Source organism: Leisingera sp. NJS201 (assembly GCF_004535885.1).
Lineage (GTDB): Bacteria > Pseudomonadota > Alphaproteobacteria > Rhodobacterales > Rhodobacteraceae > Leisingera.
Window position 1 is genome coordinate 3665493 of sequence record NZ_CP038234.1, and the last position, 12347, is coordinate 3677839.

At 61.3% G+C, this 12347-nt stretch carries 15 protein-coding genes; 3 read left to right on the forward strand and 12 right to left on the reverse strand.

Features of this window, described 5'->3' with window-relative positions; translation table 11 throughout:
- Positions 1 to 101 precede the first annotated feature (101 nt).
- Together ETW23_RS18055 and ETW23_RS18060 are read left to right on the forward strand one after the other, a co-directional pair.
- Positions 102 to 785, forward strand: coding sequence for an SGNH/GDSL hydrolase family protein (locus ETW23_RS18055; RefSeq protein ID WP_167738148.1), 684 nt, complete (start codon positions 102 to 104; stop codon positions 783 to 785).
- Positions 786 to 1011: 226 nt separating this feature from the next.
- Entirely contained in the window at positions 1012 to 1404 is a 393-nt protein-coding gene (locus ETW23_RS18060; RefSeq protein WP_129369336.1) for an META domain-containing protein, read from the forward strand.
- On the opposite strand, the gene recO is transcribed toward ETW23_RS18060, so the two are convergent.
- The 3 genes from recO to era form a co-directional block, all read right to left on the reverse strand.
- Positions 1388 to 2113, reverse strand: coding sequence for a DNA repair protein RecO (recO, locus tag ETW23_RS18065; RefSeq protein WP_129369335.1), 726 nt, complete (start codon positions 2111 to 2113; stop codon positions 1388 to 1390). The genes ETW23_RS18060 and recO overlap by 17 nt on opposite strands.
- A 69-nt stretch (positions 2114 to 2182) precedes the next feature.
- A complete protein-coding gene (locus ETW23_RS18070; RefSeq protein ID WP_129369334.1) occupies positions 2183 to 2512 on the reverse strand; it encodes a DUF1491 family protein in 330 nt (109 codons plus the stop codon).
- 88 nt (positions 2513 to 2600) lie between these two features.
- On the reverse strand, positions 2601 to 3506 hold the full coding sequence (gene era / locus ETW23_RS18075) for a GTPase Era (protein ID WP_134830816.1): 906 nt from the start codon (positions 3504 to 3506) through the stop codon (positions 2601 to 2603).
- Positions 3507 to 3707: 201 nt separating this feature from the next.
- Between era and ETW23_RS18080 the strand changes: the two genes are divergently transcribed.
- Complete coding sequence (locus ETW23_RS18080) at positions 3708 to 5087, forward strand: multicopper oxidase family protein (protein ID WP_134830817.1); 1380 nt, start codon at positions 3708 to 3710, stop codon at positions 5085 to 5087.
- 4 nt (positions 5088 to 5091) lie between these two features.
- On the opposite strand, the gene rnc is transcribed toward ETW23_RS18080, so the two are convergent.
- The 9 genes from rnc to folK all read right to left on the reverse strand — a co-directional run bounded on the left by rnc (position 5092) and on the right by folK (position 12253).
- Positions 5092 to 5769, reverse strand: a complete 678-nt coding sequence (rnc, locus tag ETW23_RS18085; protein ID WP_134830818.1) for a ribonuclease III — start codon at positions 5767 to 5769, stop codon at positions 5092 to 5094.
- Positions 5766 to 6602, reverse strand: coding sequence for a signal peptidase I (gene lepB / locus ETW23_RS18090; protein ID WP_134830819.1), 837 nt, complete (start codon positions 6600 to 6602; stop codon positions 5766 to 5768). The genes rnc and lepB overlap by 4 nt, the downstream gene beginning before the upstream one ends.
- A gap of 58 nt (positions 6603 to 6660) precedes the next feature.
- A complete protein-coding gene (acpS, locus tag ETW23_RS18095; RefSeq protein ID WP_129369329.1) occupies positions 6661 to 7092 on the reverse strand; it encodes a holo-ACP synthase in 432 nt (143 codons plus the stop codon).
- Complete coding sequence (locus ETW23_RS18100) at positions 7089 to 7508, reverse strand: ABZJ_00895 family protein (RefSeq protein ID WP_134830820.1); 420 nt, start codon at positions 7506 to 7508, stop codon at positions 7089 to 7091. Before ETW23_RS18100 ends, acpS begins: the two co-directional genes overlap by 4 nt.
- A 7-nt stretch (positions 7509 to 7515) precedes the next feature.
- Positions 7516 to 8262 carry a pyridoxine 5'-phosphate synthase gene (locus tag ETW23_RS18105; protein ID WP_134830821.1) on the reverse strand — a complete coding sequence of 249 codons (747 nt, stop codon included), beginning with the start codon at positions 8260 to 8262 and terminating at the stop codon, positions 7516 to 7518.
- A gap of 105 nt (positions 8263 to 8367) precedes the next feature.
- The gene (locus ETW23_RS18110; RefSeq protein ID WP_134830822.1) at positions 8368 to 9009 is read right to left on the reverse strand and encodes a DUF2062 domain-containing protein; all 642 of its coding nucleotides are present in this window, start codon (positions 9007 to 9009) and stop codon (positions 8368 to 8370) included.
- Positions 9010 to 9052: 43 nt separating this feature from the next.
- The gene (locus ETW23_RS18115) at positions 9053 to 11200 is read right to left on the reverse strand and encodes a bifunctional (p)ppGpp synthetase/guanosine-3',5'-bis(diphosphate) 3'-pyrophosphohydrolase (RefSeq protein ID WP_129369325.1); all 2148 of its coding nucleotides are present in this window, start codon (positions 11198 to 11200) and stop codon (positions 9053 to 9055) included.
- 36 nt (positions 11201 to 11236) lie between these two features.
- Entirely contained in the window at positions 11237 to 11590 is a 354-nt protein-coding gene (gene rpoZ / locus ETW23_RS18120; protein WP_129369324.1) for a DNA-directed RNA polymerase subunit omega, read from the reverse strand.
- Positions 11591 to 11674: 84 nt separating this feature from the next.
- On the reverse strand, positions 11675 to 12253 hold the full coding sequence (gene folK / locus ETW23_RS18125; protein ID WP_134830823.1) for a 2-amino-4-hydroxy-6-hydroxymethyldihydropteridine diphosphokinase: 579 nt from the start codon (positions 12251 to 12253) through the stop codon (positions 11675 to 11677).
- Between the last annotated feature and the right edge of the window lie 94 nt (positions 12254 to 12347).

Below are 12347 nucleotides of genomic sequence, written 5' to 3' on the forward strand. Positions count from 1 at the left end.
ATCCCATCCAAAGTGCGTTCACGCTGCAACCAGCACACGGAATAAGACTGTTTCCAATCCTGGTTATTCGGTTTTTCATAAATTGTGGTTAACAAGAGTCCATGACACTCTTTCGCTGCTTCCTGCTTCCCTTGCTGTTTTTGTTTTCCGCCTGTGCCGGTGCCGTGCCGCCGGAACAATCCCCCCGCATCCTGGCGATGGGGGATTCCCTGCTGGCCTGGCACAGCCTGGCAGGTAAATCCATCGCAGACACCGTTGCCCGTGAGTTGCAGGAACCAGTCGTTGACCGCTCGGTCTCTGCCGCACGGATCATCTACAAGCTGCCGATTTCCGGCGCGGCTGGGATGCAGATCCGCAAGCAGTATAAGCCCGGCAAATGGGACTGGGTGATCGTGAATGGCGGCGGAAATGATCTGTGGCTCGGCTGCGGCTGTTTTGCGTGCAATCGAAAACTGAACAAACTGGTTTCCCCCGACGGACGCAAAGGTGCGATTCCGGGCATGCTTTCTGAACTGCGCGCAACCGGTGCCAAGGTGATTTACGTCGGCTATCTGCGCAGCCCCGGAGTGGGATCGATGATCGAGCACTGCCGCGACGAAGGAAACGAGCTGGAATCCCGCATCGAACGGCTGGCCGCGCTGGACACAGGCATTCATTTCCTGTCTCTCAAGGATTTGGTGCCCTTCGGCGACCGGTCTTATCACGCGCTCGACATGATCCATCCGTCGGCAAAGGCCAGCGACGAGATCGGCCGCAAGGTGGCCGAAATTATCCAGTCGAATTAAACAGCGGCCCCTCCCGCCCCTTCAGATACATTCTTGGAATGCACCTTCTGCGCCGTTGCGCCCGGACCCGGCCTGCGCCGCGCATTGCGCGGCGCCACGCCCAACGGGAGCAAGGTATTTTCAATGCCGCCGCAACGGGCGGGAGCCGTCACTATTTCAGGGCGAGGCCTTGCAATTTCTGCCCCTCTTGGCCAGAGTGTGCAAAATACTTCAATTGGGTAACCCGGTGCCGCGCATCGCTTGGATCTGTTCTCTGCTGTTTGCCAGTGCCTGCACCGGCGACGAAACGCTTTCAGCTTACGGGGCGGCGGGAAAGGTCTGGCACCTCTCCAGCATTGATAATGAGCCCTATCCCGCATTGGCCAGGCTGACCTTCCCGGAACCTGGAAAAATCACGGGGCGGGCACCCTGCAACAGTTTCCAGGGCACTCAGACGGCACCTTACCCCTGGTTCAGCGCTGAGGCGCTTACCGCTGCACGCGCTGCCTGCCCGGAACTGGCACTCGAAGCCGATTTCCTGCAGTCCCTTCAGAAAATGACGCTGGCCGAGGTTTCCGGCGATGTGCTGATCCTCAGCAACGGCCAGGGACGCGAGATGCTGTTCACAGCCGGCGGATGAGCAGGTCCGTCAGCCGTCCCCGCGCCTCCGGCACTGGCTGATTGCCCAAAGACGGCGCCAGATGCGCGTCCAGAAAATAGCCGGTGGTGTGCAGCGCCTGCACAATTTCCGCATCCTCCGCGCTGCCCTGCCCCAGCATCACCGGCGGCAAAGGCAGCAGCCGATCCGCCCAGCCTCCGGCGCCTTCACGTGAAACAGCCCGGCCAGATTTCGGCGAGACATAGCACAGGGCGCTGCCACTGCCGGTCACGGCGCAGGCTGTCAGATCAAGGCCGAAACCCATCTCCTCCAGCAGCGCCAGCTCCCAGCGCAGATAGGCAAGCGGCCAGAGCTCTTCATTACCCAAGAGATCCAGCAACAGTTCACTGCGGGTATAGAGGTCAGGATGCGGTTCACGCTCTGGCAGGCAGAAGGACAGCAGCGCTGTCACCGCATTAAGGCCGGCCAGCGCCAGCCGTCCGGACATCGCAGCTGCAGCACGGCTGCGTAAAGGTTCAGCGTGATAGCTGCCCAGATGATCCTCCAGCCGCGCTCTCCAGGTCAGGTCCAGCTGCGCACCGGGCTGCAGGATCGGGGCCAGCTTGCGGCTGGCACCGCCGCGCACCATGCCCGCATGGCGGCCATGCTCTTCTGTAAAGACGTCGATGATGGCCGAGTTTTCACCGTGGCGGCGCATCGAAAGCAAAATGCCGTGATCACGCCATTCCACTGGCGGCCCTCACTGTTGTTCTGGCAGCCTCAGCAGACCGCATTGCGGTGCGTTCCGCAAGCGTCAAGACTATTCCAACCCAGGCTCGTCCAGCAGGTGGCGTCCGGCCCGGTCTTCGACCTCAATAACCCAGAGGTCGGGATCAAACGACCGCTGACGCAGGATAGAAGTGTCGACCTCAGCCTCCGGCCCGGCTGAAAGCCCATCCCATTTGCGCGCGCCGCTCATCAGATCATAGGTGCGGTGGAAAGCGCGTGCCTGGCCGTCCAGGGTGTTGAGTTTGACCAGCACGGCACCCGCCGTGTCGTCACCATGCGACGTTACAAAGGCAGGGATCCCCATCAGCCGCAGCCGGGCCAGATAGGCCTGCACCCAGAATTCAGCAGTAAGGCGGGTCATGCTGCGTGTTTTCCGGCGGTGCCGCCGGTTGAACGCACGGGAGCCTCCGGCGGGAGTATTTTCACAAAGGTGAAACGCATGGGGAGCATTAATTACCGTCTTTGAAGTCGAGGCCCATTTCGGAATAGCGTTCGGATTCCTCCAGCCAATTCGGGCGCACCTTCACTTGCAGGAACAGATGCACCTTACGGTCCAGGAACCCTTCCAGCTCAGCGCGGGCCGCTTGGCTGACCGCTTTGATCGTCTCGCCCCGTTTGCCCAGAATAATCCCCTTATGCCCGTCGCGCACCACATAGATCAGTTGATCCACCCGGGCTGAGCCGTCCTTGCGTTCTTCCCAATTCTCGGTTTCGACCGTCAGCTGGTAGGGCAGTTCCTGGTGCAGGCGCAAAGTCAGTTTTTCGCGGGTCATTTCTGCCGCAATCATCCGCATTGGCAGGTCGGCAATCTGATCCTCGGGGTAGAGCCAGGGGCTTTCCGGCAGTTTGCCCGCCAGCCACTGGCGCAGGTCATCCACACCATGGCCGCGCTCGGCCGAGATCATGAAGGTTTCGGCAAAACCGTAGCGGCTGTTCAGGTCCTCGGCGAGGCCCAGCAGTTTTTCTGCCGGCACCCTGTCGATCTTGTTGATGGCCAGCGCCACTTTGCGGCCAGTGCCGATTTCTTCAAGTCCGTCCAGAATGGTTTCCACGCCTTCGGTGATACCCCGGTGCGCCTCGACCATCAGCACCACGACGTCGGCATCCGCTGCGCCGCCCCAGGCAGCGGCGACCATTGCCCGGTCCAGGCGGCGGCGTGGTTTGAACAGACCTGGTGTGTCGACAAACACCAACTGCGCGTCACCTTCCATCGCCACGCCGCGGATCCGGGTACGGGTGGTCTGCACCTTATGGGTCACGATCGAGACCTTGGCCCCGACCATACGGTTCAAAAGGGTCGATTTGCCCGCGTTGGGCTCTCCGATCAGGGCAACGAATCCGGCGCGTGTGGTCATCTTTACTGGTCCTGTTTGCAGAGTAGACCCCCTACAGGATTTTACCCACAGGGGCCAGAGGCGTTTTCAACGGGGATCCGGCACCTTCCGCAACCTTGCCCTATGTCAAAGACCTGTGGCAGATCCAATGTGACAATCGCAGCGCCGAGCCATTCCGCGAGCCAGGCTTTTCATGACATTTATGCCTTGGGGAGGCTTCCGATGAGACGCCGTGATTTTCTGCTTGGGTCTGCTGCGACGGCAGGGGTGATGGGCGCCGCGTCCTGGGGCAGCGCTCGCAGCACCGTACAGCAGCTGACCATCCAGACCGCCCGTTTTGCTTTTCGCGAAAGACCAACAGACGGGCTGGTGAGCCTGTCGCCGGATGCGCCGCCGCCGGTTCTTTACGGAACCCAGGGCGCCCCCATGCGCCTGCGGGTGGTCAACGGCACCGAAGATTACACCGCGATGCACTGGCACGGGCTGCGGATCGCCAACGCAATGGACGGGGTGCCTTATCTGACCCAAATGCCGATCGCCGGCGGCGAGTCGTTTGAGTATGATTTCACCCCGCCGGATGCCGGCACCTACTGGTATCACCCGCATTGCATGACCATGGCGCAAATGGCGCATGGGCTGACCGGGGTGATGGTAATCAGGGAAGCAGAGGATCCCGGTTTCGACAGTGATCAGGTGATCAATCTGCGCGACTTCCGGCTGGATGGGAATGGCGGCTTCCTGCCTTACTACACCGCCCGCGGCGCGGCCCGCAGCGGAACCCACGGCAATGTGCTGACCGCGAACTGGCTGCAGGCGCCGGTTTATGATCATCCCACGGGCGGGCTGGTGCGGCTGCGGGTGGTGAACAGCGACACCACACGGATCTACAAGCTGCACCTCAGCACCGGTCAGGCAAGGATTATCGCTTGGGATGGGCATCCCGTAGAAATTGACGTTCCCCTGCCGTCTGTTGAGCAACCGCTGCTGATCGGCCCTGGCCAGCGGGTGGATTTCGCGGTGCGGATGCCAGCAAGCGAGGGGCAGACGGCGGATCTGTTGGCAGAGCTGCCAGGACAGCCCACCCGCACCATGGCGCAGCTGAGGTCCGTTGGAGCTAATCAAAAACGGGACCTGCAGGATCTGAAGCCGCTGGCTGCCAACCCTGTTTCACGTCCAGACCTTTCAAGCGCCGAGATGCTCGACTTCGTCTTTGGCTGGACGCCAGAGGGCGGGCCGCCGAATGACGGCTATTGCGGTTCCTTGGGATACAGTTTCTGGTCGATCAACCGCACGCCCTGGGCCGGAGATGCGGCCAAGGGCACCGGGCCGCTGGCGACCCTGAAGCGCGGAAAAAGCTATGTGCTGCGGCTGAGGAATGAATCGCCGAACCTGCATCCGATCCACCTGCACGGGCTGACCTTTGTCCCGATCCGCTCAAACTTGCGCAGGCTGCCGCCGCTGGTGACCGATACCATGCTGCTGCTGAAGGATGAGGTGGCCGAGATTGCGCTGGTCGCCGACAATCCCGGCGACTGGGCGTTCCACTGCCATGTGATCGAACATCAGAAAACCGGTCTCGCGGGCTATATCCGCGTGACCTGAGTGTTCAGCCGAGCTGTTCCAGCAGAGCTTTGGCGGCGGCCTGTTCGGCCTGCCGCTTAGAGCCTGCGGTGGCTTGTGCTTCGGTGCCGTCCTGCAGCCGCGCTGCGATAGTGAAGACCGGTGCGTGATCCGGGCCGCTGCGGGACACTTCGACATAGGCCGGCGGTTTCTGTCCGCGTGCCTGTGCCCATTCCTGCAGCGAGGTCTTGGCGTCGCGCGCGTCGCTTTCGACCTGATGAACACGGCGGCCCCACAGACGCAGGATCATCTCTGCTGCGGCCTCAAAGCCTGCATCTTTATAGACTGCAGCAATCACCGCCTCCATCGCGTCACCCAGCAGCGCCTGCTTGCGCCGGCCGCCTGACATCATCTCCGACCGACCCAGTTTCAGCACTGCGCCCAGGTCGATTTCAGCGGCAACATCAGCGCAGGCTTCCTTGCGCACCAGCGCATTGAAACGCGGCGCCAGCTGGCCTTCGGTGGCGGTCTTGTCATGCTCCAGCAGAGCCGTTGCCATCACCAGCCCCAGAACCCTGTCGCCCAGGAATTCCAGCCGCTGGTTGTCTTTGCGGTTGGGCGAGGACACAGACGCGTGGGTCACGGCGCGCTGCAACAGGTCGGGGCGGGCAAAGCGATGCCCGATCCGGTCTTCAAACGCGCGCAATTCCTTGGACAGCTTCACTGGATCCCCTTGAAGAAACGGTCGCTCCGCCAGGTCCAGAAGTAGAGCATGGACCGCCCGGCTGAGGAGAACATGATCCGGTCGGCCCGGCCGATCAGGTTTTCAAACGGAACGAAACCCACGCCGCCGGCAGACTGCGGCAAGCGGCTGTCCGAGGAATTGTCCCGGTTGTCGCCCATAAAGAAATAGTGGCCTTCCGGCACCTGATAAACGCCGGTATGATCCATGCCCTGATTGGTGATGTTAAGCACAATATGCTCATTGCCGCCCGGCAGGGTTTCCAGTTTGCGCGATTTATTGCAGACAGCACCCTGGCCCACCGGCGCGTTTTCACATCGCGGGAAGGAACCCTGCGGCCCCTGGCGTTCCATCACTTCCTCGAACTGGCCCGCGTCCTGCAGTTTGACCGGTTCGCCGTTGATGAACAGCACACCGTTTTTCATCTGAATCTTGTCGCCCGGCAGACCGATCAGCCGTTTGATGAAGTCATTGCTGTTGACCGGATGGCGGAACACCACCACATCGCCGCGCTCAGGCTGGCTGCCCATCAAACGGGTGTTGTCGCCGTCCAGGAAGCCGCAGATGTTCTTGGCGTCGATGTTGAGGCCAACAGCAGGGATGCGCACGCTGGGGCAGGACGCGTAAGAATAGCCATAGGCCATCTTGTTCACGAACAGGAAATCCCCGATCAGCAGTGTCTCTTTCATCGATCCGGAGGGGATCCAGAAGGGCTGGAAAAACAGGGTGCGGAAGACACCGGCGATCAGCAGCGCATAGACGATGGTCTTTATCGTCTCGATGATCGAACTGCTGGTCTTTGCTTTGGCCGTCATCAGGCTCTCCGGATTGGAAACAGGGTCCGGCGCTACATGCGGGCCTGAGGGAGGCAAGTCAAGTTCCGGCGGGCAATTCCGCCGGGTTCGCGGGGATAGGACGCGCCTCAATCACCACAAAGGCCTGCGCCCAGGGGTGATCATCAGTCAGTGTCACGTGGATCACAGCCTCATGGGCAGGAGGCGTCATCTCCCGCAGGCGTTCGGCGGCCCAGCCGGTCACATGCATCACCGGCTGGCCGGTGCGCAGATTGGTAACTGCCATGTCCTTCCAGGCAATCCCCATGCGCAGGCCGGTGCCCAGCGCCTTGGAACAGGCCTCCTTGGCGGCCCAGCGTTTGGCATAGGTGCCCGCCACGTCGCGGCGGCGTTCAGCCTTCTTCTGTTCGGTTTCGGTGAAAACCCGGTTGCGGAACCTGTCGCCGAAACGGTCCAGCGTGCGCTGGATGCGTTCGATATTGGCGAGATCGGTTCCAACACCCAGGATCATTCTTCCAACCGCTTCAACCCCAGTTTGATGCCATGCCCCAGGAACAGGCGGTTGACCATCAGGATGACTGCCAGAAGCAGCAGGAAAATTCCGGCCAGGAAAACAAGTGGAATGGTCTCCCGCGCCTCGGCGACCATTGGCGAGTTCCAGTAGAGCGGCAGCTGAATGATGGTCAGCACGGCCACCACCCCGGTCATCGCCGCAGCGTTGATCCAGGCCGTTTTACCTGCCAGCGGCGCCCGGGTTGAATGGGCAATTCGGATCCCTTCAAGAACCGCAGCAAACATCGGCGGCAGAACCGTTGCCAGCCCGGCCGGCATACCAACCCCGAATTGTGCAAGCACCAATCCCAGCAGAAGCATCGCGACTGAGGCCGCCATCCACAGCAGCCCGTAGCGGATCAGATTGACTGGCATAGCCGCGTTACCCCCGTGCATCATCCATCAGCCGGCGCATTTCCTGCACTGCAGGGGTCAGCCCGCGGAAGACCGCCTCGCCGATCAGGAAGTGGCCGATATTCAGCTCCTTCACCTCTGGAAATGCCGCCACCGGCTTTACTGTTTCATAGGTGAGGCCATGACCTGCATGCACTTCCAGCCCCAGCGAATGGGCAAACGCGGACATCTCGCGCAGTGCTTCCAGTTCGCGGTCGCGGTCCTCGGCCTTGCCCTCGGCGTGATAGTCGCAATAGGCGCCCGTGTGCAGTTCGATCACCTCGGCACCGATCCGGTGCGCGGCTTCGATCTGCTTTTTATCAGCCGCAATGAAGATCGACACCCGGCAGCCCGCATCGCGCAAGGGCGCGATGTAATGGGCCAGACGGTTTTCTTCACGGGCGACCTCGAGCCCGCCTTCAGTGGTGCGTTCCTCGCGTTTTTCCGGCACGATGCAAACCGCGTGCGGCTTGTGGCGCAAGGCGATCTGCTGCATTTCCTCGGTCGCTGCCATCTCGAAATTCAGCGGCACGGTCAGCGCTTCCATCAACCCGTCGATATCTGCATCAGTGATATGGCGGCGGTCTTCGCGCAGGTGCGCCGTGATCCCGTCTGCGCCAGCCTCCTCGGCCAGCTTCGCGGCGCGGACCGGGTCCGGATAGGCACCGCCGCGGGCGTTGCGCACGGTGGCAACATGGTCGATGTTCACGCCCAGGCGCAATTTGTTCTGTGTCATGACAGCTGTCTCATCCGTCTGAAGTCAAAGCTTTAACCAAAGACTAGACACCAGCCCGGCAAGAGCAACCCCGCAAGTGATAATGGTACAATCCGGCTGTACGGGTCAGGCGTCAGTCCCGACTTCTGCCCGTTGTTTGATTGCCTCGAACTTGGCCTTGATCTTGGACCGCCGGCGCTGCTGGTAGACGCGGATCACCGGCAGGCTTAGCACATAGCAGACCGTGGCCGTGATAATGCCCGGGAGGATGCCGCCGATCATGTAAGGGTAGAACACTTCGTTGTAGAACAAATACAGGCCCTGCCAATCGGCGGGCCGGTCGTTGAACAGCGCAATCAGGTTGTCCTTCAGGTCGCCGCCGGCTGCCATGAACTTGCCAACCAGGGATTTGTCGACTTCCTCGTCGAACTCGGTGCCCAGGATCCAATGCCCGGTCTGCAGCGAGGCCACTCCGATCGGCACATAGGTCAGCGGGTTGCCAAAGAAGGTGGCGCTGAGCGAGGCAAGAATATTTCCGTTCATCAGCCGGGAAACGATCGCCGCCACAAGAAAATGCAGCCCGTAAAAAGGCGTGAAGGTGGTGAACACTCCGGCCCAGATGCCGCGGGCGATGCGCTCGGGCGAATCGGGCAGACGCCGCACCCGGTGCTTTACATACAGGAACGCCCTTCCCCAGCCGCCGCGCGGCCAGAGAAAATTCGCCAGCGCCCGGAGGGGCGGACGTCTGTCCCGGCGCCTGAATACCAAAGCTGTGCGTCCTTCCCAGTTCCCGGCTCAAAATTTCAGCGGCTTATCCCGGAAAATGGCGTTCTTCCGGCTTGTTCCGGAACCGCGCCACCGCGGCAACATCGCTTTCGGCTTCAAGCGTCAGCATCAGCGAGTGCAGCTGTTCCACATCCCGCAGCTCCACATTGATCATAAGCCGGTAAAAGTCTGGTTTCCTGTCGACAAATTCAAGGTCCGAGATATTGGCCTTTTTCTCGCCAATCAATGTGCAAATGCGCCCCAGCACACCGGCGTCATTGCCAATGGTCAGTTCAAGCGTGGTGCCATAAGCCGCCGGGTGGGTGCCGCTGTGCCATTGCACATCCATCCAGCGTTCCGGCTGGTCCTCAAACTCGCCCAGCTTGTCGCAATCCGCAGAATGCACGACAACCCCGCGGCCGCGGTAGGTAATACCAATGATGCGCTCACCCGGCAGCGGCTGGCAGCAGGGCGCGCGCTCAAAGCTTTGACCCGGCTCCAGGCCGACCACCGCGCGGCGCGGAGAGATTTCGTCGCCATCGCCAGTGGTGGTCAGTTCCGGATAAACCGATTGCACCACGTCATGCGCGGTGATCTCTGCCGCGCCAAGCCGCGCCAGCAGCTCATTCACCCCGCCTGCCCGCAAGGCGCGCGCTGCGGTTTCCAACGCTTTGTCGGTGGCTTTCTTGCCGACATGTTCAAAAGCCGAGCGCGCCAGTTCATGGCCCAGCTTCACAAACCGCGCCCGGTCCGCTTCGCGCAGGGCGCGGCGGATCGCAGTGCGGGCCTTGCCGGTGGTGGCAATCTCCAGCCAGCTGACCTGCGGGGTCTGGCCCTCGGCGGTGATCACATCCACAGATTGGCCATTGCGCAGCCGGGTCCACAGCGGCACCCGGATCCCGTCCACCTTCGCGCCGACGCAGGCATGGCCGATGCGGGTGTGGATGGCATAGGCAAAGTCGATCGGCGTCGCACCTTTCGGCAGTTTGATCACATCGCCCTTTGGCGTGAAGCAGAACACCTGGTCCGAATACATCTCGAGCTTCACCGCCTCGAGGAATTCGTCGTGATCATCCTCGGCGTCGAATTGCTCGGTCAGCGAGGCGATCCACTTGGCCGGATCAACGGCAAAGGGGTTCTCCGTCCGCACACCGTCGCGGTAAGACCAATGCGCCGCAACCCCGGTTTCGGCCACATCGTGCATCTGCCGGGTGCGAATCTGCACCTCAACCCGCTTGCCGTCGCGGCCCGACACCGTGGTGTGAATTGAGCGGTAGCCATTGGATTTCGGCTGGCTGATGTAATCCTTGAACCGGCCCGGCACCGCCCGCCAACGCTGGTGGATGGCGCCCAGCGCGCGGTAGGCGTCCTCTTCGGACAGGGTGATCACCCGGAAACCGTAGATATCAGAGAGCCGCGAAAAGCCCTGATCCTTGGCCTGCATCTTGCGCCAGATCGAATAGGGCTTCTTGGCGCGGCCGAACACTTCGGCTTCGATCCCGGTCTTTTCCAGCTCCAGCCGCATGTCCCCGGTGATCCGGTGGATCACATCGCCTGTTTCGCGCTGCAGGGTCACAAAGCGGCGGATGATCGACTGACGCCCTTCGGCGTTGAGCACGCGGAAGGCCAGATCCTCCAGCTCTTCGCGCATCCACTGCATCCCCATGCGGCCCGCCAGCGGCGCATAGATGTCCATCGTCTCGCGCGCTTTCTGGGCCTGCTTTTCCGGGCGCATCGCCTTGATTGTGCGCATGTTGTGCAGCCGGTCGGCAAGCTTGACCAGGATCACCCGCAAATCCTTGGACATCGCCATGAACAGCTTGCGGAAGTTTTCCGCCTGCTTGGTCTCGCGGCTGCTGAGCTGCAGATTGGTCAGTTTGGTGACGCCATCGACCAGCATCGCCACCTCATCGCCAAAACGGCGGGTGACCTCCTCGTAAGAGGCCTTGGTGTCTTCGATGGTGTCATGCAAAAGCGCGGTGATGATTGTTGCATCATCCAGGCGCTGTTCGGTCAGGATGGCGGCAACGGCCACCGGATGCGTGAAATAGGGTTCGCCCGAATGGCGGTATTGCCCTTCATGCATCTGCTCGCCGAATGCAAAAGCTTCAGCAATCCTGTCCGCATTTGTCTTTGGGTTGTAGTTGCGGACCAGAGCAAGCAGATCTCCAGCGGAAATATCGGGGGAGTTCATGTCGGGTCCGCAGCCTCAAATTCGTCAGCGTACGCCTCAGCCCTGGCCCTGGGCCTCCATCAGCGCGCGCAGCAGTTTCTCTTCAGACATATCGTCATCGGCGGGCTTATCGTGATCCGCTCCCATCAGCAGAGCCATCGAATCCTCTTCCGGCTCATCGACTTCGATCTGAGTCTGGTTGCCTTCGATCAGACGCTCGCGCAGATCGTCTGCGCTTTGAGTCTCGTCAGCGATTTCACGCAAGGAAACGACCGGGTTTTTGTCGTTGTCGCGGTCCACGGTGATCGGGGCACCAGCCGAGATTTCGCGGGCACGGTGCGCTGCCAGCATCACCAGCTCAAAGCGGTTGGGCACTTTATCGACGCAATCTTCAACCGTCACGCGGGCCATCAGCGACTCTCCATATCATTCCGGGTCCAGAAGGCAGACATTTACGCCCAAACCTTTCCCTTGACAAGAGCGGAAAACACCGCATCACGCGTCCTGCAACGGCGTGACCTCTGCCACATCTTCCGGTGGCAATTCCGCCAGCAGCCCGGCGGCAGTTTTCTGTAGCACCGGGTGGCGCCAGCGCGGGGCAATATCGCAAAGCGGCACCAGCACAAAGGCGCGGTCCTGAATGCGCGGATGCGGCAGGATCAACTGCCCTGGCGCCTCCTGCATCTGGGTCTCCAGCGGCAGCCCCTGCCAGCGGGCGAACCCCTCCGCGTCCGGCAGCACCGCGCCGCCATGGTCAATCAGATCCAGATCAAGTGTACGCATCCCCCAGCGTTGCTGGCGCACCCGCGCGAACTGCGCTTCAATCTCGTGCAAGCGCGCCAGCAGCGCGCGCGCGGACAAAGACGTCTCAACCGCAACCGCGGCGTTCACATAATCCGGCCCCGCCCCTGCCGGGAAACAGGGCGTCTGAAAGAACCGCGAGATGCAGCGCAGCACAACATCATCCGATTGCAAAGCGGCAAGAGCCTTTGACAAGGTGGCTTGCGGCGCATCTGCCTCAACAGGCAGGTTGCCGCCAAGCGCGATGAGCGACGTTTTCCGGTTTCCGGCCATTTTTGACCCTATTTCAGAATGGCAGTATACTTGCGGCAGATGACAAATAACTTACATTAAGTCCACCCGTCCCGCTGATTTCAAGCACTCACTC